Source organism: Sinorhizobium sp. NFACC03 (genome assembly GCF_900103435.1).
Taxonomy (GTDB): domain Bacteria; phylum Pseudomonadota; class Alphaproteobacteria; order Rhizobiales; family Rhizobiaceae; genus Ensifer.
This window is the reverse complement of the sequence record NZ_FMXF01000005.1, coordinates 23,241-47,867: the sequence shown is the minus strand read 5'-3', so window position 1 is coordinate 47,867 and position 24,627 is coordinate 23,241. Positions and strand designations below refer to the sequence as shown.

The following is a 24,627-nucleotide window of genomic DNA, read 5'->3' as shown; positions in this document are numbered from 1 at the left end:
TCAATTCTGGCTTTGGGTCTGGCTCTGGCTTTGGCTCTGTTCCTGGCGCTGCGTTCCACCGCCCTGTTGCGACTGTTCCTGCCGCTGTTCCTGTTCCTGGCGTTGGCTGCCCTGGCCCTGCCCTTGTTCCTGCTCCTGCCGCTGGGACTGTTCCTGCCGTTGGCTACCCTGTCCTTGTCCCTGTTCCTGGCGCTGCTCCTGCCGCTGCCGCTGGCTCTGTCCGCTCTGCTGCTGCCGCTGCCTTTGTTCCTGGCGCTGCGTCCTGGGTATCAGCGGTATTGGTTGACGCTGCTCGACGGCGAGGGGTTGCACAGTTTGCGGTTGGCGTTCGAGATCCTCCTGGAACATCGCCGCAAGGCTGCAGCCACCTCCCGCCCAGCCCAGCGCTCCGGACAGTCGTTGCCCACCGGAGAGGAAAGGAAGGGCTTGCGCATTGCCTAGCGATTTCAATGTATTGCGACTGACTCTTCTCGGATCGCTGATGCCGCCGCCAGGCTTGGCGACGACGCAGTCGCAACGCTGCGTCAATTGCCGGCAGCCGCCGGCGCCACAGAAGCTTGCGGCGCCGCTGAGCAGCACGACGGCGGTGGTGCCGTCGCGGCCGACATAAAAATCGAAGGCGGTGCCGCGAACGCCGATCGTGCCGGCCGGCGTGACGATTTGATAGGCGGAGTGCCCGGACTTGCCGCTGATCCAGCGGAACGTGCCCTTCGCGGCCATGATCGTCAGTTTCTTCACCGACTTGGCATCGTCATAGACGAACTTGTCGATGACCACCGACGAGCCCCAGCCGACCGCAAGCTTGGTGCCATCCTGGAAGACGAACTGGCCGAGACCGGACTTCGATGTCGAAATCCGTTCGTCCTTGTAGACCGGGTCCTTGACCGCGATCGGACCGCGTGCGCCGCTGACTGACGTGCGAATCTGCACCGCCTGGCCGACAGGTTCGGCGGCGATGGTCGGACTGAATGTCACGGCACAAAACGCGATGAGTGCGGCACCACGCAAGCAGAACATGGCACCCTCCAAAGTGCTATTGTTATCACGTCACAGGGATTTATGTCTTGTCGCCCAATCGGGGTAACGCCATGCCGCAACCGTAAGAGTTAGGCGGTCATGGCCGCTCGCCCAGTCGTGGCCATTGGAGGCAATCGGCGGCGTGCGCGGAAGGTACCGAGCGTCAGGCGGCCTGCCGGTTCGTCAGTCATTGTGATGACTGCGCCCCTTCTGATGCCCCTTGTTCTGATGGTCGTTGGCATGTTCGAGCACATCCTTGTGGTTGGCATCCTCGCCGCGGATATCCGGATGTTTCATCTCCCAGTGGCGATTGCGGTAGCCTTCTTCCTGCACAGGCTTCTGAGGTTTTTCCTCCGGCTTCTGAGGTTTCTCCTCCGGCTTGTGCGGCCTCTCCTCGGGCTTCGGTTTTTCCTCGGGAGGCCTTTCTTCGACGGCGGGGGGTTGCACAGTTCGCGGTTGGCGTTCGAGATCCTCCTGGAACACCGCCGCAAGGCTGCAGCCGCCCCCCGCCCAGCCCAGCGCTCCGGACAGTCGTTGCCCACCGGAGAGGAAAGGAAGGGCTTGCGCATTGCCTAGCGATTTCAATGTATTGCGACTGACCCTTCTCGGATCGCTGATGCCGCCGCCCGGCTTGGCGACGACGCAGTCGCAGCGCTGCGTCAATTGCCGGCAGCCGCCGGCGCCACAGAAGCTTGCGGCGCCGCTGAGCAGCACGACAGCGGTGGTGCCGTCGCGGCCGACATAAAAATCGAAGGCGGTGCCGCGAACGCCGATCGTGCCGGCCGGCGTGACGATTTCATAGGCGGAGTGCCCGGACTTGCCGCTGATCCAGCGGAACGTGCCCTTGGCGGCCATGATCGTCAGCTTCTTCACCGACTTGGCATCATCGTAGACGAATTTGTCGATGACCACGGACGAACCCCAGCCGACCGCAAGCTTGGTGCCATCCTGGAAGACGAACTGGCCGAGACCGGACTTCGATGTCGAAATCCGTTCGTCCTTGTAGACCGGGTCCTTGACCGCGATCGGACCTCGCGCGCCGCTGACTGACGTGCGAATCTGCACCGCCTGGCCGACAGGTTCGGCAGCGCTGACAGGAAGCGGTTGGCAAAACGCAGCACAAATCGAGATGAGTGCGGCGCCACGCAAGTAGAACATGGCACCCTCCAAAGTGTTATTGTTATCACGCTGCAGGGATTTATGTCTTGTCGCCCAATTGGAGTAACGTAACGGCACATCGCAACCGTAAGAGTTATATCAACGAGCCAGTCCGGCTCGTCGCGGTTGAGGCAAGCGTGACCCGGCCGTCGGCCCGAGTGGTGGCGCTGCCACTCGTTGGGCGCCCAGTCGTCCGCAAATTCAACGCCACGCCCCTGCCGTTTCGCGTGCAAAGTTGTCGCCGAAGCACTGCGAAATGTTGCCTTTTTGTACTCACTCGCCCCTTTTCTTTCGACCGGACTCTCGCCATATTCCCCGCCATGACCAAAGCTCCGAAGAATGCCCCGCCGAAGCCCTCCACGCCGTCCGGTTTCGAAGAAGCGCCGCAGGCGCCCTTGTCCGGCACCCCGCTCAGCGGCAACGTCTCGGATTGGGTGAAGCAGCTCGAGGCGGATGCGGAAGCCTCCGCTTTCGAAACCCAGCGTCAGATCGCCTCCAAGGCCGGCAAGCACCGCAAGACGGTAGAGATCGCCGCCTCCAAGGCGGCGCGCAAGGCCGCGGGCGCGGATGACGAAGCACAGCCGAAGAAGGCCGGGAAGAAGAGCAAGGTCGAGATCGTCGGCAGCAAGTCCGCGCGCGGCACGTCGATGGGCGGCTCGACCGATCCGAAGACCCGCGCCGCCGCCGGCCTCAACCCGGTCGCCGGCCTGGACGTGTCGCTGGAGGATGCCGACAGGCTGACGGCCAAATCCGGCGTCACCGCCACGGTGGAAGCGCTGTCGGCGCTGATCGAAAGCGGCAACCCGCTGTTCAAGGACGGCAAGCTCTGGACGCCGCACCGGCCTGCCCGGCCGCCGAAATCCGAAGGCGGCGTCGAGATCCAGATGGTCTCCGATTACGAGCCGGCCGGCGACCAGCCGACGGCGATCGCCGATCTGGTCGAGGGCCTGACCTCCGGCGAGCGCAGCCAGGTGCTGCTCGGCGTCACCGGTTCCGGCAAGACCTTCACCATGGCCAAGGTAATCGAGGCGACGCAACGTCCCGCCGTCATCCTCGCGCCCAACAAGACGCTGGCCGCGCAGCTCTATTCCGAGTTCAAGAACTTCTTTCCCAACAACGCGGTCGAGTACTTCGTCTCCTACTACGACTACTACCAGCCGGAAGCCTACGTGCCGCGCTCGGATACCTTCATCGAGAAGGAATCCTCGATCAACGAGCAGATCGACCGCATGCGCCACTCGGCCACCCGCTCGCTGCTGGAGCGCGACGACTGCATCATCGTCGCGTCTGTCTCGTGCATCTACGGTATCGGCTCGGTCGAGACCTATACCGCCATGACCTTCCAGATGAGCGTCGGCGACCGGCTCGACCAGCGGCAACTGCTCGCCGACCTGGTGGCGCAGCAGTACAAGCGCCGCGACATGGATTTCCAGCGCGGTTCTTTTCGCGTGCGCGGGGATACCATCGAGATTTTCCCGGCCCACTTGGAGGATGCCGCCTGGCGCATCTCCATGTTCGGCGACGAGATCGACGCGATCACCGAATTCGACCCGCTGACCGGCCAGAAGACCGGTGATCTGAAATCGGTGAAGATCTACGCCAACTCGCACTATGTCACCCCGCGCCCGACGCTGAACGGCGCCATCAAGGCGATCAAGGAAGAGCTGGTGCACCGCCTCGCCGAACTGGAAAAGGGCGGCCGTCTGCTCGAAGCGCAGCGGCTGGAACAGCGCACCCGCTATGACATCGAGATGCTGGAGGCGACCGGCTCCTGCGCCGGCATCGAGAACTATTCGCGCTACCTCACCGGCCGCAATCCCGGCGAGCCGCCGCCGACGCTGTTCGAATACATCCCCGACAACGCGCTGCTGTTCATCGACGAGAGCCACGTCTCCGTCAGCCAGATCGGCGGCATGTATCGCGGCGACTTCCGCCGCAAGGCGACGCTGGCCGAATACGGCTTCCGCCTGCCTTCCTGCATGGACAACCGCCCCTTGCGCTTCGAGGAATGGGACGCGATGCGCCCGGACACGATCGCTGTTTCGGCCACCCCCGGCTCATGGGAACTGGAACAATCCGGCGGCGTCTTTGCCGAACAGGTCATCCGCCCGACCGGCCTGATCGACCCGCCGGTGGAAGTGCGCTCGGCGAAAACCCAGGTCGACGACGTGCTTGGCGAAATCCGCGAGACGGCCGCCGCCGGCTACCGCACGCTCGTCACCGTGCTCACCAAGCGCATGGCCGAAGACCTCACCGAATACCTGCACGAACAGGGCATTCGCGTGCGCTATATGCACTCCGACATCGATACGCTGGAGCGCATCGAGATCATCCGCGATCTTCGCTTGGGTGCTTTCGACGTTCTAGTCGGCATCAACCTGTTGCGCGAAGGCCTCGACATTCCCGAATGCGGCTTCGTCGCCATTCTCGACGCCGACAAGGAAGGGTTCCTGCGCTCCGAAACGTCGCTGGTGCAGACCATCGGCCGCGCCGCCCGTAACGTCGACGGCAAGGTCATCCTCTATGCCGACCAGATCACCGGCTCGATGCAGCGCGCCATGGACGAGACCAGCCGCCGCCGAGAAAAGCAGATGGCCTATAACGAGGCCAACGGCATCACCCCGGAATCGGTGAAGGCGAAGATCTCCGACATTCTCGACAGCGTCTACGAAAAGGACCACGTCCGCGCCGACATCTCCGGCGTCGCCGGCAAGGGCTTTGCCGACGGCGGCCACCTCGTCGGTAACAACCTGCAGGCGCACCTCAACGCGCTGGAAAAACAGATGCGCGACGCCGCCGCCGACCTCGACTTCGAAAAGGCCGCCCGCCTGCGCGACGAGATCAAGCGCCTCAAGGCCGCCGAACTCGCCGCCATGGACGACCCGATGGCACGGGAAGAGGCAAGGTCGCAGGAGGGCCGCAAGGGCGCCTCCTCGTCGGCATCTCCATCTTCTCCGTCATCCTCGTCCTCGGGTTCAACCCGAGGATCGACCCCAGGATCCAAACCCACGGACGAAAAGTCCCTCTTCCAGAAGCCCCACCTCGACGACATGGGCCGCGACGTCGCGACGCCGGCCGGCTCGGACCGGTCCCTGTTCCGCAGGAACACTCTGGACGAAATGACCGTCGGCCGCACCGAAAAGCCGGTGATCGGCCACGTCCCGGAAAAACCGATCCTCACCCGCGCGAAACCGGGCGTCGGGTCCTATGAGGATCCGGCGGACGAGAAGCGGCAGAAGGGCCGGACGAAGGGCAAGACCGGGCGGCCGGGGCGGTGATGCGAACGGTTGCAGACATCGTCCGTGAGCAGACAATTCAGTGAAATTTACACTTAAAGATGCGCCCGCGATAGGAACACCCCGAAGGTTGCGGTAGACGTAGTCTAGTTGAGGATTTCTACGGTAGCGCTTCCGCGAAATTGTGAAGGAAAAGCCGGTGGAAGTTAGAAGTATTGACGATAACGAAATTAATTCCTTGCTCTCGCTGAACGAAGACCATTTTAACGATGTAAAGAGCAAGCGTATAGCCCCAGCAAAGGTACAAGATACGTTTGTGGCATTTGCCAACTCCGACGGCGGCGATCTATACATAGGAATCGAAGACAAATCCGGCAACGGCGACAGAATAGATGGTTTGAGCGAACAAGAAGAAGCAAATGCGATAATCTCAACTTTGTTAGAAGAAACTCAGCCGGCAGTGGAGAATGTTCTGTTAGAGTTCTTGCAGGTCGATGGTAAAGGATTAATTCTTCACCTCGCTGTCCCGAAGAGTCCGAAGGTCCACTATACGGCCTCGGGAGACTGCTATATCCGCGTGAACGCCCAAAAAAGAAAGATAAAGGGCGAGAGAGTAACCCAACTCGGGTACTCCAAGGGAGCGGAACCCTATGAAGTGAAAGCCGTTGCTGAGGTCGAGATAGGAGACATTTGTCAAAGCCATACGCTCCAGGAATATATGGCCAGAGTTCAGACTCATCTTCCTGCGGGAGTGTTCCTGAGAAAACAGAGACTCTTGAGCTTAAAAGACGGCGAACGCGTTCCGAACGTGGGCTGCGTCCTTCTCTTCGACGAGTCGCCGCAAGCGACTTTGGAAACGCGATGCGCGGTGAAAGTCTATCGACTCCGCACCACAGATTTCGAGTACAAAAGAGAACAGCTCGAGGAAATGCCCATAACAATAAATGGCGGCATTGAGGAAGTTATAAGAAAGACGATTGATCAGGTATCAAAATACATTGATGGCGCTTCATTTCAAGACAATGGCAAACTCGTAAGCCTTCAGTATCCATCAGAAGCATCAAAGAAAATTCTAGTTAATGCTGTGATACATCGCGACTACAGTCTCAATGACGACATCCACGTAAGGATATTTGATAATAGAATAGAGGTCCAAAGCCCAGGAAAGCTCCCAGAGTTCATGAGAATTGAAAACTTGTACGAGGAGCGTTTCTCAAGAAACCCGAATGTCGTGCGGATGCTCCACAATCTTCCAAATCCGGTAAATCACGACATTGGCGAAGGGTTAGACACGGCCAAAAACGAACTGAAAAAAGCGGGCCTAGTAGATCCTGTCTTCCAAGAAAAAGAGAATGCATTTCTAGTTATAATTAAGCACCAAAAAATCGCTTCGATCGAAGATGTAATCCTAAGTTACATCGAGGAAAATCCGGAAGCTGAACTAACAAATAAGCTTGTTAGGCAGCTTAGCGGGGAAGATGACATGCAAAAAGTTAAGCTCGCTCTTCAGAAATTGAGAGGCAACGGCCGTATCAAGCCCGTTGATGAAAATGCGTCGGCATTCAACTTTCGCTACATCAAATCATAGTTTTTGACCGACCATAGGGCGGCAGTGTTTGCTCGCCCACCCCTTGCCGCCTCCCCCATTCACCGCTACAACCACACGATGATCAAGAGCGCGCTCATCGCTGCCAACTATTATGCGAGTCCCCATAGGGAGCGGCGCGTTTCGATCATGTCTTGAAACAAGCCGCCGTCAGGCGGCTTTGTTTTGTTCAGTGCTCCCTGGCGGCAATGCCATGGAGAGCCCTAATGACCGATTCCGACAATCCCACCGATGCCTTTCAGCCGCGCTCCGCGATCACCCGGACGCTGGTCGAGCGCGGTTATGTCAACCAGGTGACCGACCTTGCGGGCATCGACGGCGCCTTCGCGGCTGGCATCGTGCCGGTTTACGCCGGTTTCGACGCAACGGCGGACAGTCTGCATGTCGGCCATCTCATGCCGATCATGGCGCTGCGGCGGCTGCAGCAGGCCGGCCACAAGCCGATCGTGCTGATCGGCGGCGGCACCACGCGCATCGGCGATCCGAGTTTTCGCTCGGCGGCGCGGCCGATGCTGTCGGAGGAGGAAATCGCGGCCAATGTCGCCGGCATCCGCAAAGTGTTCGAGCGGCTGCTCACCTTCGGCGACGGGCCGAGCGATGCTGTCATGGTCAACAATGCGGACTGGCTGGACCGGATGGCCTGGATCGACATGCTGCGGGACGTCGGAAAGCACTTCTCCGTCAACCGCATGCTCTCCTTCGACAGCGTGAAGACGCGGCTGGAGCAACAGGAGAACCTGAGCTTCCTCGAGTTCAACTACATGATCCTGCAGGCGGTCGATTTCCTCGAACTGTTCCGCCGCACCGGTTGCCGGCTGCAGCTCGGCGGCGGCGATCAGTGGGGCAATATCGTCGGCGGCGTCGATCTCTTGCGCCGGATCGAGGGCGCGGAAGTCTTCGGCATGACCACGCCGCTGCTAACCACCGCCTCGGGCGTCAAGATGGGCAAGACAGCAGCCGGCGCCGTCTGGGTCAACGCGGACCGCCTTTCGCCCTACGACTACTGGCAGTTCTGGCGGAACGCCGAGGATGCCGACGTGGTGCACTTCCTGAAACTCTTCACCGAGCTTTCGCTCGACGAGATCGAAAGGCTGGGTCGCGCCGAGGGCGCGGACCTCAACGCGGTGAAGGAACGGCTCGCCAACGAGGCGACGGCGCTGGTGCATGGGGCGGAGGCTGCCCGGCGGGCGCAGGCGACGGCGCGGCAGGCATTCGGCGAAGGTGAAGCGGCCGAGGGGCTGCCGACCGTGGTGCTGAGCGAGGCCGAGCGACTGAAGGGCATAGGTCTCGTTGACCTCGTAGTGCGGGCAGGACTGGCCTCATCAAAGGGCGAGGCACGGCGGGCAATCGCCGGGCGTGGTGTCCGCCTGGACGGAGAAGTCGTTGAGGATGCAGAGACAATCGTCTCACTCGGCGAGCATCCGGTTCGGCTCTCGCTTGGCCGCAAGCGCCATGCCGTGGTGAAGTAGCGCGGCGATCACGCGTCCCACCGCCCGCATTCCCATGTCTGTCACAGGCATCCCCCTGCCGCGCTGCGGCGGGGGGATGCGCCGACCATTACGAGAAAGTCTTCGTTATGGCTCGGGATCTCTCGCCGCGCGGACGTGCGGCTGCTGGATCTCTGTGACAAGCACAGAGATGAGGGTGGACAGAAGATCGTTGCCCCAAGGGAACCGGATGCCAGGGATGAAAATTCCGCAGGCGCAGGAAATCGCGGGCACCCGGAGCCACAGGAATCGGCGTCACAACGGCATCTGACGAAGTGCCGCGGCCGCGTCACCACCTCGCTCATTCCTGTGCTTGTCACAGGAATCCAGCCGCGCCGAGTCGGCGGCACGAGGGGATGCGTTGCCCCGAATGCGCGAGCACCCAGCGTGCCGGCTCGGCATACCCCGCCGCGCGGACGTGCGGCTGCTAGATCTTTGTGACAAGCACAGAGATGAGGGGCGAGCGGGCTGTGACCGCTAAGATCGCCGCTCCGGAGGGAGGTGCTCAGGGGCGTGGACACAAAGGCGTGGACACAGGGGCGCGGTCATAAGGGCGTGCTCAAAGGCGCGCGCGTTTGCGGGCGCCGCCACTGTTTCACCCGGGCGACGCTACCACCGGTCAGCCCGCAGCAACCACCCTCGCCTCCGGCCGCACCTCGTCATCGCCGCCAAATTCCTCGCCCCACTTGCAGAGAGCCGCCGCCGCCACGTTCAGCGCCGCGCCGCGTTCGGTCAGCGCGTACACCACCTTTGGCGGGATTTCCGGATAGGTGGTGCGGCTGACGAGGCCGTCGGCCTCCAATTCACGCAACTGCTGCGCCAGCATCTTCTCGCTGATTAAAGGGATCGCCTGGCGCAGGCGTCCGAAGCGGCGGGCGGCCTTGCCGAGTTCGCAGAGAATATCGACCTTCCACTTGCCCTCGATCGCCCTGAGCGCGGTGGCAAAGCCGCAGTTTTCCATTGCTGTCGTCACGTCATCCTCCCTTACGTCGCGGTAAGCACTTACCATCCGGTGCGTATTGCGACCCGGGCCGCCCACCTTACGTCTGAACCGCGACGACAACCGCGTCGCTGTGGAAATCAGGGCGGGATAAGGGTGCAGGCGCCCTTCCCGCGCCATGGATATGGAGACTGGGAATGCAACCTGCAATCAGCGTATTGGGAATGGGGCGCATGGGATCGGCGCTGGCGCATGCGCTTCTCAAGGCCGGGCACCCGACGACGGTGTGGAACCGCACGCCGGCAAAGGCGGCGCCGCTCGCTGCCGCCGGGGCCGAGGTGGCGGCAAGCGTGCGCAATGCGGTCGCCGCATCGCAGGTCGTCATCGTCAATGTCAGCGACTACCAGGCGACGCAAAGCCTTCTGCGCGACAAGGAGGTCGCCGGTGCCCTCGAGGGCAGACTGATCATCGAACTCACGTCAGGCACGCCCGATGGTGGCCGCGAGGCGCACGGCTGGGCGCAGCGGCAGGGTGCCCGCTATCTCGACGGCGCGATCCTGGCGACGCCGGACTTCATCGGCACCGAGGCGGGCACGCTGCTTGTCTCCGGCCCTTCAGGTGTTTTCGAGGAAGGCCGTAACGTGCTCGGCGCCCTCGGCGGCAATGTCCAGTTCATCGGCGAGGATCCGGGCCTCGCCAATGCGCTCGACAGCGCCGTGCTGGCGCTGATGTGGGGCGCATTGTTCGGCGCGCTGCAGTCGATCGCCGTTTGCCGGGCCGAGGCGATCGATCTCGGCGTGCTGGCAAGACAATGGACGGCGACGGCGCCGGTGGTCGAGGGGCTCGTCTCCGACCTCATCAAACGCAGCGCCGCCGGGCGCTATGACGCTGATGCCGAAACGCTCTCGTCCGTATCGCCGCATTACAGCGCGTTTCACCATTTGGTCGACCTGATGGAAGCCCGCGGCATCGACCGCACGATCACCGGGGGATACGAGGCGATCTTCCGCCGGGCGATCGAGGCCGGCCACCTGCACGACGATTTCGCATCGCTGTCGCAGTTCATGGGGCAGTCGGCGTAAGTCGAAAGGCGCGCTGGGGGCTTGGCTCCACAAGGCGAGGCAGCACGAGCCGCCGAACCTCACTTGGCAATCCCCGCGCCGCTGCCCACTGTTGCCGGCCTGAGCACCCCAACCAAAGCCTTGCCGTCGGTGAAATAGGGGTCGCCGCCGCCGTTGCGGCCGGTCTTAGTGGCACCGACGCCGGGGACTTCGTAGGTCGACGAAACCTGCCCCGCCTTCTTGAGGTCGCCGATCACCAGATCGCGTTCGGCATCGAGATCGGGACCGATGTGGTGGGTGATCTGGCCGGTGTCGTGGCTCAAGCCCACGCCGCGGTCGAAGCTCGCCGAACCGAGCCAGAGCGGGCCACCGCCCTCGGCAGGCGTCGCGGTCTGCCAGAAGCGCACATGGTTGCGCTGGTCGGCGCTGCGGCCGACCGGCTTCTCGAAGGCCAGATCCTGCTTGCGACCCTCGTAGAACAGCGGACTGACGGGCGCATCGAGATCCGGGCGGTCGAGCACGACACTGAGGCCTATATCGACGGACGATCGCAGCGTGACCTTGTCGGCGGCATCCCAGCCTGCGGCGTTAAAGGCGCGGATGATCTGCTCCTTGGTGCCGACCAGCCCGACATTGATCGGATCACCGGGAATGCCCTGCTCCGTGGATGTCACCATGGGATTGAGCGGAACCTTCCGGCGGTCATCGTGGAAGAGCCATAGCTCCGGGACCAGGAAGTAGCTGACCGCGAGGTAGGCGGCGAGCACGATCCCCAGAAGAAGAAAGGCAACGCGCATGTTCAAGCGACGGCTCATGCCACTCTCCTTCGCTCCAGACGATGACGGAGATCCCAAGGCCCCGGGACAGGGAGAGAGTATGACACCGACAGAGGCGGCTGCACAGCGGCGGCGTGTAGGCGAACGCCGCCGACAGCAGGATCGGCGATCAGGGAGCCGGCAGCCGCATATCAAGCGCGGCCATGCCTTTCGTCGCAAAGCCAGAACGAACGCGACAGCGCCCGAGGCGGCGCCTTACTCCGCCGCATGCGCCTTCATCTCCAGCGCCTCCAGCTCGTAGCTGTAGCCTTCCAGCATCTCATAGGCCTGCTCGATCGTCTTGATCTGCTCGTCGGCATTCTTGATCGCCTCGGCGATTGACCGCGAGCGGGCGCGCAGCATCGAGCCGAGCACGTCGGTCTCCGGCCGGCGGCCGAGGCGGTCGAGGTGCTTGCGCACGCGGGCGCGGTGACGCTCGAGCTCGAGAATATGGAAGCGGCTCTTGACGATATCGTCGGAGAGCTTGCGCCGCATGGCGGCGACAGGATCGAAGGTTCCGGGCTCGCGCTCGTCGAGAATGAACTCGTTGACCAGCGTTTCCAGCATCATCAGCCCCTTGAGGTCGCGCGGATCGGCGAGCTGCGGATCGTAGCCGGTGTCGTCATAGACCTTGCGGCGCACGGGATCCTTGAGCAGCTCATAGGCCACCTGCAGCCGCGCAAACTGTTCGGGATCGCCGCCGGAATCCGGATGCGCGGATTTCGCCGCCTTGCGATAGGCGCTGCGGATCGCCTGATTGTCGGCGTCGCGTTCCAGTCCAAGCAATTCGTAAGGGTCGATCACGCTGTCCCCACTTCGTCTGTCATTTCCGCCACCCGGTCGTGCCAGCCGGCGCATTCTCTGGGCGACACTTCGCCCAGTCTTCCCGGTTATCGCCCGGCCAAGGCGACTTAATCGTCCAGGCTAGGCGACCTTCGTCCGCTCCAGGCGGAATGTCGGCCCGTCGCCTTTGCCAGTGGCTACGCCATCGCCAGCGAAGACGGAACCAACCTTCGGTAAAGCCTGCGCGTTATCCCGAGGATGTGCAAGCCTTAGGCACGCGGCCAAGCGCAACGACAGCATCCGCTGCGATCCGCGACCGGCCCCGTCGGCGGCGCGCACGTTCGGTCGCGGTCGGGACGAAATTGTGTCGAGAAACGGACCGTCCCCGATTTTTCTGCCGGAGGCGTGAATGGAGTGGCGAGAAATCGGCCAAAGCCTTGCAAAGCCTGACACTCCGCGCCTTGATGCGTCGTACAAGGCGCTTGCCTTTTTCTGCAAATCCTGTCACTTCTTGCGCCGTTCGGGCGATTTCTATCCCGGAGACTGGACTTTCAACTGCGCCCGGCTTCGTGCCGGACCGCCGGCATCGGCACCGTAGACGTCTTTTCCCCGATATCGTGACCACTCGACGCCTTTCCGCTTGCAAGCGGAAGACGAGATGCCCACATCCCCTCGGGGGCGCGGGCAACGCAAATTGACTGAAGGAAAAGGACTTCTTCCATGGCCACCAAGGGCATCGTAAAATTCTTCAACCAGGACAAGGGCTTCGGCTTCATCACGCCGGATGGCGGCGCGAAGGACGTGTTCGTACACATCTCCGCCGTTCAGGCCGCTGGCCTCGCAACGCTCAAGGATGGCCAGCAGGTCACCTTCGACACCGAGCCGGATCGCATGGGCAAGGGCCCGAAGGCCGTCAACATCCAGGCTGCCTAAGCCGGATCGTCCAGTCGGACATTCATTTGGAAACGGCGCTCCGCAAGGGGCGCCGTTTTCGTTTGGGGCACGAGGTTTTGGAAGGCACGACTTCTGCTCCCCTCATGCCTGTGCTTGTCACAGGCATCCAGCCGCCGCGCGTCGGCGCGGCGAGACCTCCCCCGACGACTATTGACCTCTGTCCTCTTCTGCGCCGCGGACGCGGCGCTGCTGGATTCCTGTGACAAGCACAGGAATGAGGGAAGAAACCTCAGGCGCTAGCCGACCCTATTCCGCCGCCTGCTTGGCCGCCATGGCCTCGAACACCGCGTCGAAGGCAGCGTGGATCACTTCGGGCCCGGCGCCCTTGCGCGTCGCGTCGGCGGAAAGCAACTGCCGATAGCGCCGCGCGCCCGGCCAGCCCTGGAACAGGCCGACCATATGCCGCGTCACGTGGATCAGGCGACCGCCGTTGGCGATATGCGCGGCGGCATAATCCGACATCACGTCACGAACATCCGCCCAGAAATCGAGATCGAGGCGATGGCCGCGCTCGGAGAACGCACCGGCTTCCTGTGCCGCCGGCGTGGCCCCGGTCAGCGGATGCGGGAAATGCCCATCCGCCGCCGTCAGCATGGCGCTGTCGTGATAGGCCGCACGGCCAAGCATGACGCCGTCCAGATGCTGCAACTGCTCAAGCGCCTGACTCAACGTCTGAAGGCCGCCATTGATACCGATGAAAAGATTGGGATTTTCCTGCTTCAGCCGATGCACCAGACCATAGTCGAGCGGCGGGATCTCGCGGTTTTCCCTCGGGCTCAGCCCCTGCAGCCAGGCCTTGCGCGCATGCACCCAGACGGCATCGGTGCCGGCCGCGACCACTTGCTCAACGAACACCCTCAGCGCCACTTCAGGGTCCTGATCGTCGACGCCGATGCGGCACTTGACCGTGACCGGGATCTTGACCGCCGCCTTCATCGCCGCAACGCAAGCAGCCACCGTTTCCGGCTCCTGCATCAGGCACGCGCCGAAGGTGCCGGATTGCACCCGGTCTGACGGGCAGCCGACATTCATGTTGATCTCGTCGTAGCCGAAGGCTTCGGCGATAACAGCCGCCTCCGCCATCTTCCGCGGATCGCTGCCGCCAAGCTGAAGCGCGACCGGATGCTCGGAAGCATCAAAACCGAGCAGCTTCTGCTTGTCGCCGCGCAGGATCGCATCGGCGACGATCATCTCCGTATAGAGCAGCGCATGCCGCGACAGCCGCCGCGCAAAGAACCGGTAGTGCCTGTCCGTCCAATCGATCATAGGCGCCACGGCGAAAACCGGTGCGTTGAAATAGTGACGGCTGCCCGGATTTCCGGGCTGTGCGCGGCCTTCTGCCATGCTCGATCAGCTCTCGTTATTCTGGTTTTGCGCGCCGGCGCTACACTGTAGCACTCACGGCAGATTTGCAGCACTGGCGCCCGCTTGGCGCCAAAGCCCCCTGATGGGACGGCGCCTTATACAGTGCAACGCCGAAGAATGCGAGACCGTCTCGAACGACACGGCCCATCCCCCGATTCTCGCCCCCTGCAATGCGGTGATAGCCGCATGACGGCCCCTATCCGATTGATATTGCAGCCGCGCGACGCGCCGGATACAACCTGCGCGGCAACGACACATGGGGAACAACGAATGCTGAAATACCTCTCTCTCGCACTGGCCGCTCTTGCGCTCTCCGGCTGCCAGCCGCCGGCGCCGGAATCCGTTCTGGCGACGCAAAAACCGCCGTCGGCAGCGGTGCGCAAGGAGTATGTTGCAGTGATGCGGGCCATCGACGCCAAGGGCGCCCAGTTCAAGATGGCTGAGATATCGAGTGTGGTCTTGCTCAATCCCGAAGCCAAGATCTATGCCTTTTGTGTCCGCTTCAGGGAAACCCGGATCCAGGAGGTATTGCAGGTCGGCGGCTATGCCTTGCGCGATGGGAAGATCGTCGACTCGAGCTCGTACGATTCCCGCTGCAGCGACAAGCGACTGCGCTGGTACGACTTTCCAGAACTCCGCTCGATGCGCAGCTGATGGGATCACCACTCGAGCCGCGGCAGAGCGCCTCAGCGAGGAGCGCTCGCCCTCCGGTCCCCCCGCCGGCAGCCTGGTTTCCATTTTGTTAAGCAGAATCTCCGATTGTTCCGCTTTGACATGATCGTCGTCGGAGCGAAGACATGAGCTACGATTGGAGCGGCGCACGGCGCCGGCGGACAATAGCGACCGTCATAGGGGCAGCGTTCCTTCTGGCGGCGCTGGCCGCCACGGTTGCCGCGGCAGTGGCCGGCAGTATCTTCTGAGATACCCCTTTTGGGTGAGGCAGGCGGCCAAGGCCGCCTGCCTGTATTTGAAGGACCAACGCCGGACCGAACCGCTTGCCGAACTCCGGCCAACTTGCCTTCTTCGTCGGCAAATGATCGCCTTTCGCCGCAACCAGCAAGCGAAGGAATCATGCGATGTCGAAATCCCCGGACGAAATGAGCAATGAAGAGCTGCGCCTCCATGGCGACGCGGCCCGGCTCGGGCAACTCTCGATCCTGAATGCGACGGTCGCGGCTCTCGTCATGCAGGCCGGAGACAAACAGGCGATCGTCGATTCCATCGCCAATTGCCTCGCCGATCTCAAGGCCGCCTGGCAGAACGAAACGGATGCGAGCTCTTTTGGCGAAGCGGCGATGGCCGGCGCGCAGGGGTCCGCCAATCTCTTTCTCTACTTCGCAGGCCCGCCCACGCGGCACGACGCGTGACGCGATCCGCCGTCACCACCGCTTCCTGGACTTGACAGAAGCGACCGAAGGCGATTACAGCGCCGCGCGTCTATCGAGATGCCAGCGGTCGCTGTCCAGGAACCTGCTCCCTAGTTTCGCCCATCAATCGATTCCGAACTAAGGATTTGCACGGTAAGGCAGTGCCCCCTGTATCGATACAGTCGACAGGAAAAAGGACGGACGGCATGAAACGCGCGATCGCGGCACTGCTCACGCTTCTCTTGGCCGGATGCCAGTCGATGGAGTTGGAGGCGCCTGAAGTCGCAAGGCCGAGACCGGCTGCCCCCTCCGTACCGACGCTTTCCGGCGACGCGCTCCAGGCCTTCCTCGTCGGAAAGACGCTGCGCTACAACCTCAACGGCGTCAATTCCACTTTCTACGCCGACGGCCGCTACGGCTATCGCGACTACGAGGTGCGCGACGGCGGCAGCTACACGATCACTGGCGACGAGGTTTGCATCACCTTCGAGGACGGCGGGCGGCGCTGCGACCAGTATGCGCAGATCGGCCCCGACTATTATCGCATCGAGGAAGGCGGTCGCCGCACCAAGGTCGACCGCGTCGTGCCCGCGGCCTGATAGCCGATCTCCGATTAATCGCTAGACCACTGGAACCCCTCATTCCCAAGGGGTCAAATTCGCTTGCGTTCTGCCATAGTGCCGGGCGGGGAAATGGGTGCTGCGGGAGGAACAGGTGGCCCCTTTGCGAGCGACACAATGCCTTGCCCTGTCGAAGGGTGACATGGAGAGGCTGCAACGTGTCTTCGACGAGCTTTGCCGGGAACAGGGCTGGGCACGCGACGGCGAACGGGCGCGGCGCCATGCCCGCATGCTGATCGACGACTACCTTGCCGGCAATACCAACGAGATGCACCTGCTTCTTGCAGGACGCGCCTTTGCCGAGCGCCTGCGGCACGACGTCTCCCTTTAGGGTCGTGGCGTCCTTTTCGGCCATCGCCGCACGCCGCCAGCGCGTGCAGCGCGCTGATCAAACACGGAAAAGCTGCTTACAAATCCCTCCTCCTGCGCTACATTAGCAAGATCGACTGTCGATGCCGCTTGAGAGGAGCCAGGGGGCCGACAGCCGCAGTGCCGACATTCATTGAGATGATCTCGAGGAGGAGACGCATGCAAGTAGTCTGGAAACAGCCGATCGAGCTCGACTTTGTTGGCGGCATGTGCCGCACCGTGAAAGGCCCCTCAGACGCGCTCGCCTGCCTTGCCGACCATTGGCCCCGCCGCGGGCCGTTCTATGTTGCCGCCCGCAGTGCCTGCCGCGCCGCAATCGATGGTCGCCGCACGGCCGAGGAGGCGCGAACGCTGTTCATATCGGCTGCCGAAGAGGCCGAACTGGACGCTCACTGAGGCGCAACCGCGCCGGACCGTATCCCGCCGCACGAAGCGGCGCACGCTCGCCAGCGGCGGGCGCAAGATGACCTTTTAGTTGAAGCCGCTTAGTTGAAGCCGCAGACCCAATACCCGTCGACGAACGGCTCAGATACCGGGCATTTGCTCAAAAACCGCATCATTTCGGCGCATTATCGCCCAATCATGCATGATTTTTCCAGAAACGGCCCGATTTCTGTCGTGAAGCCTTCACTTCTTCCGGCTATATTCTGAGGTGCCTCACAAAAACCAATTTCGGAGCGCTTTATTCCCCGCAAGGGAATTAAAAAAAACGATATACGGGAGAGAACATATGAGCGAGAGCAATCTCTATCGCATCGTTGAAGTCAGCGTGAAGCGTGAAGGTGGCCGCCGTGACGTCGGTATCATGACGGTGCGCCAGGCCCTTGAGCTTCCCCAAGTTCCCAGTCTCGAATACAGCCATCCGGAGCTCAATTCGCGTTCCGACGGCAGGTTCCTGACCCGCGATCAGCTTCAGGCCTACGCACACTGCGCCTGAGTTTGCCGCTCACGGCATCCTCTCGGCTGCTGTGATCTCGCGCGCCCGTCCGGGCGCGTTTTAGTCCAAAATCCTTCTCAAACCTTCGTCTTATTTTTCATAGGATCGATTCCGATTCGCGGATTTATGCAGTAACGTCCGGATTCTTCCCTGCCTCGCTCGAAACCGCACTCGGTCGACGGCGAGCGCCTATCAAACGCGCAGCGATCTTTCTGTCCGTTGAGACCGATGGACGCCCAAGACCGGACGATCATGGAAACTATCATCCCTCCTCCGCTTCCCGTGCTGCTGCCGATCTCAGGCAGTCTGGTCGGCTTTCCGGTTCGCCGGGTCTATTGCGTCGGTCGCAACTATGCTGCCCACGCCATCGAGATGGGTCACGATCCGGACCGCGAACCGCCGTTCTTCTTCCAGAAGAATCCGGACAACCTGCTTGCCGCCGGTAGCGCCTTCCCCTATCCGCCGCTGACCGCCGACGTCCATCACGAGGTCGAACTCGTCGTGGCGCTGAAGCGCGGCGGCAGCGACATCGCCGTCGAGGATGCGCTGGATTGCGTCTACGGCTATGCCGTCGGCATCGACTTCACCCGCCGCGATCTGCAGGCCGAGGCCAAGAAGGCAGGCAAGCCCTGGGCCGCCGCCAAGGCCTTCGAACATTCCGCCCCGGTCTCGGTGATCGTGCCGGCCGAAGCGATCGGCCACCCGGTCAACGGCAATATCTGGTTGAAGGTGAATGGCGAAATGCGCCAGCAGGGCGATCTCGATCAGATGATCTGGAAGGTACCAGAGATCATCGCCGAGCTCTCCAAGCTCTTCACGCTGGCTCCCGGCGACGTCATCATGACCGGCACGCCGTCGGGCGTTGGTGCCGTCGTGCGCGGCGACGAGGTCACCTGCGGCGTCGACGGCGTCGCGGCGCTTGCGGTTAGCGTCCTTTAGAAAAATTGTGCCAGGAACGGCGTGACGCGCACTTCCTGGCACCCCATCATTTCAGACGACACGAAGGATATCTGCCGATGCCGCTTTATGCCCTTGGATCGCTTCGCCCGCAGACCCCGCCGAACGGCGGCTACTGGGTGGCCCCGGACGCAAACGTCATCGGACAGGTCGAGATCGGCGACGAGGTTGGCATCTGGTTCGGCGTGACGCTGCGCGGCGACAATGAGCCGATCCGGCTCGGTGCCCGCACCAATATCCAGGAAAACGTCGTCATCCATGTCGACCCGGGCTTCCCGGTCACGATCGGCGAAGGCTGCACCATCGGCCATGGTGCCATCATCCACGGCTGCACCATCGGCGAGAACTCGCTGATCGGCATGGGTGCGACGGTGCTCAACGGCGCCAAGATCGGCCGCAACTGCCTGGTCGGTGCCAATGCGCTAGTGACCGAGGGCAAGGAGTTTCCGGACAATTCGCTGATCGTCGGCGCGCCGGCCAAGGCGATCCGTACGCTGGACGACGCTGCTGTTGAAGGGCTGAAGCGTTCGGCAGCGCACTACGTCAAGAACTGGCGGCGCTACGCCTCCGATCTCACCCGGCTGGATTGAACTCCAGGCTTGTCCGAAAAAGCGGTTCCGCCCTGATCGGCGGAATCGGACTCAGACGCAGCTCTGGCAATGGCCGCGGATCTCGATCGTGGTCTTCTCGGTCTTGAAGTTCTGCGCCCGCGTCAGCGTCGAAAGCCGCTGCTCGATCGCCTCGTCATGAAACTCCGTCACCTGGCCGCAGCCTTCGCAGATGGTGAAGGCGGTGACGCCGTGGTCGTGCTCGTGATCATGCGGGCAGCTACAGGCGACGAAGGCGTTCAGGCTCTCCAGCCGGTGCACGAGGCCGTATTCGAGCAGCTTGTCGAGTGCCCGATAAACCTGCAGCGGCGCACGAAAACCATGATCGCGCAGCTTGTCGAGAATGGTGTAGGCGCTCATCGGCCCTTCGGAATGGCTGAGCGCATCCATCACCAGCGTCTGGTTCTTGGTCAGTTGCGGCGTCGCCATCAGTGGTGTCCTCCGGGCGTGGAATGGTGCGCTGCCTCGATCGGGCGGCGGCCGATCGGTAGCAGACTCAGAACGAAAAGCCCAACCGCAGCAACGACGATAGACGGTCCCGATGGCGTATCCCAGTGCAGCGAGCCGAAAAGTCCGCCGGTAACCGCAAGCGCACCAATGACCGAGGCAAGAACCGCCATCACTTCCGGCGAGGTCGAAAAGCGCCGTGCAGTCGCCGCCGGGATGATGAGCAGCGAGGTGATGAGCAGGATGCCGACGATCTTCATGGCGATCGCGATCACCAGCGCCATCAAAAGCATGAAGAAGAGCCGCGTGCGCTCGGGCTGCAACCCCTCCGCCTCCGCCAGTTCCGGATTGACGGTGGACGCCAAGAGCGGCCGCCAGAGATAGACGATGGCGAAGATGACGAGGATGCCGCCGCCCCAGATGATGTCGATGTCGGATTCGGAGACGGCGAGGATGTCGCCGAAGAGGAAGCCGACGAGATCGATGCGCACCCACGTCATGAAGGCGACGATGACGAGGCCGAAGGAGAGCGCCGAGTGCGAGAGGATGCCGAGCAGCGCATCGGTCGAAAGCGCCCCTCGCCGCTGCAGGAAGAGGAGCAGTACCGAGACGACGGCGGCAACGATGAAGACGCTGAGCATCAGGTTGAGCTCGAGAAGCAGCGACAGCGCCACGCCGAGCAGCGCCGAATGCGCCATGGTGTCGCCGAAATAGGCCATGCGCCGCCAGATGACGAAGCAGCCGAGCGGCCCGGCCATGACGGCGATGCCGATGCCGGCGATCAGCGCGCGCACGAAGAAATCATCAAGCATCGCGCTTCTCCTTCACGTCATAACCATGCAGCCGCGCGTGGTGGCCGCAGCCGCAATCCTCGCCGTGGTCGTGCACGTTTTCCTCGTCGTCGTGATGGTGGCCGTCGCCGGGGAAGCAATGTTCCGTAATCGAGCCGTCGGCATGCAGCACCCGGCCATCGGGCAGATGGGTGTGGTCATGGTAGTGACTGTAGACCGCCAGCGCGCTGGCCGCGCGCCTGCCGAAGAGCTTCTGGTATTCCGGGCTTTGGCTGACGGCCTGCGGCGTGCCGCGGCAGCAGACATGGCCATTCAGGCAGACTACCGTATCGGTCTCCGCCATGACGATGTGCAGGTCGTGCGAGATCAAAAGGATGCCGCAGCCGGTGCGGTTGCGGATCTGCTTGATCAGTTCGTAAAGCGCGATCTCGCCGCTGAAATCGACCCCTTGTACCGGTTCGTCGAGCACCAACAGGTCGGGCTTGCGGGCGATGGCACGGGCGAGCAGCGCCCGCTGGAACTCGCCGCCCGAGAGATGCTGGACCTCGGCTTTGGCAAGATGCAGCACGCCGGTCGCCGAAAGCGCTTCCTCGATCTCCCTGCCCTTCAAGGGGCCCGTCAGCGTCATCAGCCGCTCCACCGTCAAGGGCAGCGTCCAGTCGACGGCGAGCTTCTGCGGCACGTAGCCGACTTTCAGGCCCGGCTTGCGCTCGACATAGCCCTCGTCGGGCTTCAACACGCCGATCGCCGCCTTTGCCGTCGTCGATTTGCCCGAGCCGTTCGGCCCGATCAGCGTGACGATCTCGCCCGGGCTGATCGAGAACTCGACGCCGCGCACCAGCCAGCGGCCGTTGCGGCGCACGCCGGCATTGCTGAGATTGACCAACGGCAGCGTGTCTGGGGAGCGGAAATTCAGCATGAAAAAATTCCGGATTGGATAGTTGCCACTGGCTATCGCACACGTTATAGCATAACGCAATTGATGTAATAACATTACATGATTGCTTCAAGCCCTTCAATGGCCTGTTGCATCGATGCTTTGCATGCCCGACAGCGTGCCCGGGCGATAGGGCCAGGCGCGCCATTCAAGCCCGGAGAACCCGATGAAATCGACTTCCGCCCTGCTTTTTGCCTCCACCATGCTTCTCGCCGCGCCCGCTGCCGCCGCCGGCCCCAATGTGGTGGTTTCGATCAAGCCGATCCACTCCCTCGTCGCCTCGATCATGCAGGGCGTCGGCGAACCGTCGCTGATCGTCGAGGGCGCCGCTTCGCCGCACACCTACAACATGAAACCTTCCAACGCCTCTGCCCTGCAGGCGGCAAAGGTGGTCTTCTGGGTCGGCCCCGGCCTTGAAGCCTTCCTCGACAAGCCGCTTGACGCGCTGAGTGGCAGCGCCAAGGTGGTGGAACTCAGCGAAGCGCCAGGCCTCGAGAAGCTGAAATTCCGCGAGGGTGGCGCGTTTGAGGCGCATGACCATGGCGATGAAGGACACGGCGACGAAGGCCACAAGCATGCGGAAGGCGAAACGGAGCATGATGACGCCGCAGCGCCGGAAGCGGCCGCCGGGCACGATCACGGCCATGATCATGAGCACGGCCACGGCGATACTGACATGCACATGTGGCTCGACCCTGTGAATGCCAAGGCGATGGCTGCCGAGATCGAGAAGACGCTCGCCGAAGCCGATCCGGACAATGCCGGCGCCTACAAGGCCAATCTTGAGGCGTTGAACAAGCGGCTGGACGACCTTGATGCAAAGCTTGCCGAAACGGTCGCGCCGGTGAAAGACAAGCCCTTCGTCGTCTTCCACGATGCCTATCAGTATTTCGAGCACCGCTACAAGGTCCGCGTCGCCGGCTCGATCACGGTCAGCCCGGAAGTGCTGCCGGGCGCCGAGCGACTTTCCCAGATCCATGCCAAGATCAAGGAGCTAGGTGCGACCTGTGTTTTTGCCGAGCCGCAGTTCGAGCCGAAGCTGATCAATGTGGTGATCGAAGGAACGCCGGCGAAATCCGGCACGCTCGACCCGGAAGCCGGCACGCTCGACGCCGGCCCGGATCTCTACTTCCAGCTGATGGAAAACATCGGCACATCGCTGAAAACCTGCCTCGCCTCGGCAAGCTGATCCGTCCTCCCAAGACGGCAAAGGCGGGCGTTCGCTTCTCTCGAATGTGGGGAGCGCCCGCCTCGCTCCGCTGGCAAAGCGTGAGATGGCATGCTTGCGAGCGGTTATCCCACACTCCGTCATCCTCGCCCTTGTGGCGGGATGCAGTGACCCGACGTCCGTCGGGTAAAAAAACTCTTTCGACCCAAGGACTTGGGCCAGCTGGATTCCTGTGACAGGCACAGGAATGACGGAGGTGTTGACCCTGCCTTCATCGGCGGGCCCTCCCGATCGGAGGCGGCTTTGTCAGCAGGCTGAAGCGGGCGATCGTGCTCGCCTTTTTTACCCGCAACAATCGTAACGATATAACATACAGGAAACAATCGATGGAAAAGCTTCCCGTTACCGTTCTCTCCGGCTTCCTCGGCGCCGGCAAGACGACGCTGCTCAACCACGTGCTTTCCAACCGCGACGGCCTGCGCGTCGCCGTCATCGTCAACGACATGAGCGAAGTCAACATCGACGCGGCGCTGGTGCGCGACGGCGGCGCCGGCCTCTCGCGCACGGAAGAGCAGCTGGTGGAAATGACCAATGGCTGCATCTGTTGCACGCTGCGCGAGGATCTGCTGAAGGAGGTCCGCAACCTCGCCGAACAGAACCGCTTCGACTATCTGCTGATCGAATCGAGCGGCATTTCCGAGCCCCTGCCCGTCGCCACCACCTTCGACTTTCGCGACGAGGACGGCGAGAGCCTGGCCGATGTCGCGCGCCTCGACACGATGGTCACCGTCGTCGATGCCGTGAACCTGATCGCGGACTATTCCTCGCTCGATTTCCTTGCCGATCGCGGTGAGACGGCGGGTGAAGGCGATACACGCACGCTCGTCGACTTGCTTGTCGAGCAGATCGAATTCGCCGATGTCGTCGTTTTGAACAAGATCGGCACCGCCACGCCCGAGCAGCTGGACGCCGCCCGCAAGATCATCGTCAGCCTTAATCCCGATGCGCAGCTGATCGAGACCGATTTCGGCAAGGTCAAGCTGCGCGATGTGCTCGGAACCGGCCGCTTCGATATCGTCCAGGCCGAGCAGCATCCCCTCTGGTACAAGGAACTGCACGGTTTCAAGGATCATGTTCCGGAGACAGAGGAATACGGCATCCACTCCTTCGTCTATCGCGCCCGCCGGCCTCTCGATCCCATGCGTTTCCAGGCTTTTCTCAATCGCTCCTGGCCGGGCGTGCTCAGGGCCAAGGGTTTCTTCTGGCTCGCGACCCGGCCGCACTATGTCGGCGAGATCAGCCAGGCGGGTCCGCTCGTCAGAACCGGCAAGATGGGCCTCTGGTGGTCCGCGGTGCCGAAGGAGCAATGGCCGCGCGACCCTGGCTTCCTGAAGGCTGTCGGTCCCTATATCGATCCGGTCTGGGGCGACCGACGCCAGGAGATCGTCTTCATCGGCGCAGATCCGATGAGCGAGACAGAGATTCGCGCCGAACTCGACGCCTGCCTCATCGCCGACGAAGCCTTCCAACCAGAGCGCTGGCGCGATCTCGCCGATCCCTTCGCCAACTGGTCGCCGCGGGCCGCCTGATGGCAGAGGCCGCGCCAATTCCTCGTCGGCCGCGCTTCATGTGCATGGCGCTCAACACCGCCGGGCGGCCGGTGCCGATGTTCGATCCGTTCTTAGGGGAAACGGCTGGGGAGGAAGAGGCATTGGAGCCAATGGGCGAGATCGAAGGCATGTTGTTCGGAGAGCGGGAATACTCGCCGACCCTCGGAACGGTAGCGGTGCGCGCCAAGTGAAGGGGCAAACAAGACTCGAAGAGGCGCTTGTGAAGTGCAACAGCCGCAAAAACCTCCCTCATTCCTGTGCTTGTCACAGGAATCCAGCCGCGCCGCGTCGGCGGCGCGAGAAAACTCCAGGCGTCCAGCATTCCTTTCGCCGTGCCGACGCACGGCGGCTGGATCTCTGTGACAAGCACAGAGATGAGGGAGGTCTTGGTCGG

The 24,627-nt window shown here is 62.4% G+C and carries 26 protein-coding genes; 17 read left to right on the top strand and 9 right to left on the bottom strand.

All coding sequences use genetic code 11. The features are described from left to right. Complete coding sequence (locus BLU35_RS09935; RefSeq protein WP_093232970.1) at positions 1-1,017, bottom strand: FecR family protein; 1,017 nt, start codon at positions 1,015-1,017, stop codon at positions 1-3. Between the two features lie 183 nt (positions 1,018-1,200). Beyond that, on the bottom strand, positions 1,201-2,175 hold the full coding sequence (locus BLU35_RS09930; RefSeq protein WP_058324037.1) for a FecR family protein: 975 nt from the start codon (positions 2,173-2,175) through the stop codon (positions 1,201-1,203). Positions 2,176-2,495: 320 nt separating this feature from the next. Between BLU35_RS09930 and uvrB the strand changes: the two genes are divergently transcribed. The 3 genes from uvrB (at position 2,496) to tyrS (ending at position 8,486) form a co-directional block, all read left to right on the top strand. Next, on the top strand, positions 2,496-5,453 hold the full coding sequence (uvrB, locus tag BLU35_RS09925) for an excinuclease ABC subunit UvrB (protein ID WP_093232969.1): 2,958 nt from the start codon (positions 2,496-2,498) through the stop codon (positions 5,451-5,453). A gap of 157 nt (positions 5,454-5,610) precedes the next feature. After that, positions 5,611-6,999 carry an RNA/DNA-binding domain-containing protein gene (locus BLU35_RS09920; RefSeq protein WP_093232968.1) on the top strand — a complete coding sequence of 463 codons (1,389 nt, stop codon included), beginning with the start codon at positions 5,611-5,613 and terminating at the stop codon, positions 6,997-6,999. 224 nt (positions 7,000-7,223) lie between these two features. Further along, positions 7,224-8,486, top strand: coding sequence for a tyrosine--tRNA ligase (gene tyrS / locus BLU35_RS09915; protein WP_093232967.1), 1,263 nt, complete (start codon positions 7,224-7,226; stop codon positions 8,484-8,486). A gap of 637 nt (positions 8,487-9,123) precedes the next feature. On the opposite strand, the gene BLU35_RS09910 is transcribed toward tyrS, so the two are convergent. After that, entirely contained in the window at positions 9,124-9,477 is a 354-nt protein-coding gene (locus BLU35_RS09910; protein WP_286161489.1) for a winged helix-turn-helix transcriptional regulator, read from the bottom strand. A 164-nt stretch (positions 9,478-9,641) separates the two neighbouring features. On the opposite strand from BLU35_RS09910, the gene BLU35_RS09905 reads away from it, so the two are divergent. Further along, positions 9,642-10,526 carry an NAD(P)-dependent oxidoreductase gene (locus BLU35_RS09905; protein ID WP_093232966.1) on the top strand — a complete coding sequence of 295 codons (885 nt, stop codon included), beginning with the start codon at positions 9,642-9,644 and terminating at the stop codon, positions 10,524-10,526. A 59-nt stretch (positions 10,527-10,585) separates the two neighbouring features. On the opposite strand, the gene BLU35_RS09900 is transcribed toward BLU35_RS09905, so the two are convergent. Together BLU35_RS09900 and BLU35_RS09895 are read right to left on the bottom strand one after the other, a co-directional pair. Beyond that, positions 10,586-11,320 (bottom strand): LssY C-terminal domain-containing protein, encoded by a 735-nt coding sequence (locus tag BLU35_RS09900; RefSeq protein WP_093232965.1) that lies wholly within the window; start codon positions 11,318-11,320, stop codon positions 10,586-10,588. 216 nt (positions 11,321-11,536) lie between these two features. Beyond that, complete coding sequence (locus BLU35_RS09895; RefSeq protein WP_093232964.1) at positions 11,537-12,178, bottom strand: J domain-containing protein; 642 nt, start codon at positions 12,176-12,178, stop codon at positions 11,537-11,539. A 645-nt stretch (positions 12,179-12,823) separates the two neighbouring features. On the opposite strand from BLU35_RS09895, the gene BLU35_RS09885 reads away from it, so the two are divergent. Next, positions 12,824-13,036: a cold-shock protein gene (locus BLU35_RS09885; RefSeq protein WP_034788487.1), complete on the top strand. Its 213-nt coding sequence runs from the start codon at positions 12,824-12,826 to the stop codon at positions 13,034-13,036. Positions 13,037-13,303: 267 nt separating this feature from the next. Here BLU35_RS09885 and dusA read toward each other — a convergent pair whose 3' ends face one another. Further along, a complete protein-coding gene (gene dusA, locus BLU35_RS09880; RefSeq protein ID WP_093232963.1) occupies positions 13,304-14,401 on the bottom strand; it encodes a tRNA dihydrouridine(20/20a) synthase DusA in 1,098 nt (365 codons plus the stop codon). 291 nt (positions 14,402-14,692) lie between these two features. Between dusA and BLU35_RS09875 the strand changes: the two genes are divergently transcribed. The 9 genes from BLU35_RS09875 to BLU35_RS09840 all read left to right on the top strand — a co-directional run bounded on the left by BLU35_RS09875 (position 14,693) and on the right by BLU35_RS09840 (position 19,262). Continuing rightward, complete coding sequence (locus BLU35_RS09875; RefSeq protein ID WP_093232962.1) at positions 14,693-15,076, top strand: hypothetical protein; 384 nt, start codon at positions 14,693-14,695, stop codon at positions 15,074-15,076. Between the two features lie 143 nt (positions 15,077-15,219). Then, the gene (locus BLU35_RS36095) at positions 15,220-15,342 is read left to right on the top strand and encodes a hypothetical protein (RefSeq protein WP_255570991.1); all 123 of its coding nucleotides are present in this window, start codon (positions 15,220-15,222) and stop codon (positions 15,340-15,342) included. Positions 15,343-15,498: 156 nt separating this feature from the next. Then, a complete protein-coding gene (locus BLU35_RS09870) occupies positions 15,499-15,789 on the top strand; it encodes a hypothetical protein (protein ID WP_093232961.1) in 291 nt (96 codons plus the stop codon). 206 nt (positions 15,790-15,995) lie between these two features. After that, a complete protein-coding gene (locus BLU35_RS09865; RefSeq protein ID WP_057254290.1) occupies positions 15,996-16,388 on the top strand; it encodes a hypothetical protein in 393 nt (130 codons plus the stop codon). 115 nt (positions 16,389-16,503) lie between these two features. Then, entirely contained in the window at positions 16,504-16,740 is a 237-nt protein-coding gene (locus BLU35_RS09860; RefSeq protein WP_093232960.1) for a hypothetical protein, read from the top strand. 197 nt (positions 16,741-16,937) lie between these two features. After that, complete coding sequence (locus BLU35_RS09855; protein ID WP_082616090.1) at positions 16,938-17,174, top strand: DUF982 domain-containing protein; 237 nt, start codon at positions 16,938-16,940, stop codon at positions 17,172-17,174. A 334-nt stretch (positions 17,175-17,508) separates the two neighbouring features. Beyond that, positions 17,509-17,715 carry a hypothetical protein gene (locus tag BLU35_RS09850; RefSeq protein WP_057254287.1) on the top strand — a complete coding sequence of 69 codons (207 nt, stop codon included), beginning with the start codon at positions 17,509-17,511 and terminating at the stop codon, positions 17,713-17,715. Positions 17,716-17,967: 252 nt separating this feature from the next. Continuing rightward, complete coding sequence (locus BLU35_RS09845; RefSeq protein WP_058328739.1) at positions 17,968-18,654, top strand: fumarylacetoacetate hydrolase family protein; 687 nt, start codon at positions 17,968-17,970, stop codon at positions 18,652-18,654. Between the two features lie 77 nt (positions 18,655-18,731). Further along, positions 18,732-19,262, top strand: a complete 531-nt coding sequence (locus tag BLU35_RS09840) for a gamma carbonic anhydrase family protein (RefSeq protein WP_058324218.1) — start codon at positions 18,732-18,734, stop codon at positions 19,260-19,262. A gap of 51 nt (positions 19,263-19,313) precedes the next feature. Here BLU35_RS09840 and BLU35_RS09835 read toward each other — a convergent pair whose 3' ends face one another. From BLU35_RS09835 to BLU35_RS09825, 3 genes are read right to left on the bottom strand one after another with little or no spacing between them, the layout of a single operon-like run. Further along, positions 19,314-19,709 (bottom strand): Fur family transcriptional regulator, encoded by a 396-nt coding sequence (locus tag BLU35_RS09835; protein WP_057254283.1) that lies wholly within the window; start codon positions 19,707-19,709, stop codon positions 19,314-19,316. Further along, complete coding sequence (gene znuB, locus BLU35_RS09830; protein WP_058324217.1) at positions 19,709-20,539, bottom strand: zinc ABC transporter permease subunit ZnuB; 831 nt, start codon at positions 20,537-20,539, stop codon at positions 19,709-19,711. The genes BLU35_RS09835 and znuB overlap by 1 nt, the downstream gene beginning before the upstream one ends. Next, positions 20,532-21,437: an ATP-binding cassette domain-containing protein gene (locus BLU35_RS09825; protein ID WP_093232959.1), complete on the bottom strand. Its 906-nt coding sequence runs from the start codon at positions 21,435-21,437 to the stop codon at positions 20,532-20,534. The genes znuB and BLU35_RS09825 overlap by 8 nt, the downstream gene beginning before the upstream one ends. Before the next feature lie 184 nt (positions 21,438-21,621). Here BLU35_RS09825 and znuA point away from each other — a divergent pair, with 184 nt between their 5' ends. The 3 genes from znuA to BLU35_RS34925 all read left to right on the top strand — a co-directional run bounded on the left by znuA (position 21,622) and on the right by BLU35_RS34925 (position 24,424). Then, positions 21,622-22,644 carry a zinc ABC transporter substrate-binding protein ZnuA gene (znuA, locus tag BLU35_RS09820; protein WP_093232958.1) on the top strand — a complete coding sequence of 341 codons (1,023 nt, stop codon included), beginning with the start codon at positions 21,622-21,624 and terminating at the stop codon, positions 22,642-22,644. Positions 22,645-23,009: 365 nt separating this feature from the next. After that, the gene (gene zigA / locus BLU35_RS09815) at positions 23,010-24,212 is read left to right on the top strand and encodes a zinc metallochaperone GTPase ZigA (protein WP_093232957.1); all 1,203 of its coding nucleotides are present in this window, start codon (positions 23,010-23,012) and stop codon (positions 24,210-24,212) included. Next, positions 24,212-24,424, top strand: a complete 213-nt coding sequence (locus BLU35_RS34925; protein ID WP_110878712.1) for a hypothetical protein — start codon at positions 24,212-24,214, stop codon at positions 24,422-24,424. Before zigA ends, BLU35_RS34925 begins: the two co-directional genes overlap by 1 nt. The last annotated feature ends 203 nt before the right edge of the window (positions 24,425-24,627 follow it).

What these genes read in the sequence shown, in the direction of transcription:
- BLU35_RS09935 (WP_093232970.1), bottom strand. Translation starts at nt 1,017, where the DNA reads ATGTTCTGCTTGCGTGGTGCCGCACTCATCGCGTTTTGTGCCGTGACA.
- BLU35_RS09930 (WP_058324037.1), bottom strand. Translation starts at nt 2,175, where the DNA reads ATGTTCTACTTGCGTGGCGCCGCACTCATCTCGATTTGTGCTGCGTTT.
- uvrB (WP_093232969.1), top strand. Translation starts at nt 2,496, where the DNA reads ATGACCAAAGCTCCGAAGAATGCCCCGCCGAAGCCCTCCACGCCGTCC.
- tyrS (WP_093232967.1), top strand. Translation starts at nt 7,224, where the DNA reads ATGACCGATTCCGACAATCCCACCGATGCCTTTCAGCCGCGCTCCGCG.
- BLU35_RS09905 (WP_093232966.1), top strand. Translation starts at nt 9,642, where the DNA reads ATGCAACCTGCAATCAGCGTATTGGGAATGGGGCGCATGGGATCGGCG.
- BLU35_RS09900 (WP_093232965.1), bottom strand. Translation starts at nt 11,320, where the DNA reads ATGAGCCGTCGCTTGAACATGCGCGTTGCCTTTCTTCTTCTGGGGATC.
- BLU35_RS09895 (WP_093232964.1), bottom strand. Translation starts at nt 12,178, where the DNA reads ATGCGCCGGCTGGCACGACCGGGTGGCGGAAATGACAGACGAAGTGGG.
- BLU35_RS09885 (WP_034788487.1), top strand. Translation starts at nt 12,824, where the DNA reads ATGGCCACCAAGGGCATCGTAAAATTCTTCAACCAGGACAAGGGCTTC.
- dusA (WP_093232963.1), bottom strand. Translation starts at nt 14,401, where the DNA reads ATGGCAGAAGGCCGCGCACAGCCCGGAAATCCGGGCAGCCGTCACTAT.
- BLU35_RS09875 (WP_093232962.1), top strand. Translation starts at nt 14,693, where the DNA reads ATGCTGAAATACCTCTCTCTCGCACTGGCCGCTCTTGCGCTCTCCGGC.
- BLU35_RS36095 (WP_255570991.1), top strand. Translation starts at nt 15,220, where the DNA reads ATGAGCTACGATTGGAGCGGCGCACGGCGCCGGCGGACAATAGCGACC.
- BLU35_RS09870 (WP_093232961.1), top strand. Translation starts at nt 15,499, where the DNA reads ATGTCGAAATCCCCGGACGAAATGAGCAATGAAGAGCTGCGCCTCCAT.
- BLU35_RS09865 (WP_057254290.1), top strand. Translation starts at nt 15,996, where the DNA reads ATGAAACGCGCGATCGCGGCACTGCTCACGCTTCTCTTGGCCGGATGC.
- BLU35_RS09855 (WP_082616090.1), top strand. Translation starts at nt 16,938, where the DNA reads ATGCAAGTAGTCTGGAAACAGCCGATCGAGCTCGACTTTGTTGGCGGC.
- BLU35_RS09850 (WP_057254287.1), top strand. Translation starts at nt 17,509, where the DNA reads ATGAGCGAGAGCAATCTCTATCGCATCGTTGAAGTCAGCGTGAAGCGT.
- BLU35_RS09845 (WP_058328739.1), top strand. Translation starts at nt 17,968, where the DNA reads ATGGAAACTATCATCCCTCCTCCGCTTCCCGTGCTGCTGCCGATCTCA.
- BLU35_RS09840 (WP_058324218.1), top strand. Translation starts at nt 18,732, where the DNA reads ATGCCGCTTTATGCCCTTGGATCGCTTCGCCCGCAGACCCCGCCGAAC.
- BLU35_RS09835 (WP_057254283.1), bottom strand. Translation starts at nt 19,709, where the DNA reads ATGGCGACGCCGCAACTGACCAAGAACCAGACGCTGGTGATGGATGCG.
- znuB (WP_058324217.1), bottom strand. Translation starts at nt 20,539, where the DNA reads ATGCTTGATGATTTCTTCGTGCGCGCGCTGATCGCCGGCATCGGCATC.
- BLU35_RS09825 (WP_093232959.1), bottom strand. Translation starts at nt 21,437, where the DNA reads ATGCTGAATTTCCGCTCCCCAGACACGCTGCCGTTGGTCAATCTCAGC.
- znuA (WP_093232958.1), top strand. Translation starts at nt 21,622, where the DNA reads ATGAAATCGACTTCCGCCCTGCTTTTTGCCTCCACCATGCTTCTCGCC.
- zigA (WP_093232957.1), top strand. Translation starts at nt 23,010, where the DNA reads ATGGAAAAGCTTCCCGTTACCGTTCTCTCCGGCTTCCTCGGCGCCGGC.
- BLU35_RS34925 (WP_110878712.1), top strand. Translation starts at nt 24,212, where the DNA reads ATGGCAGAGGCCGCGCCAATTCCTCGTCGGCCGCGCTTCATGTGCATG.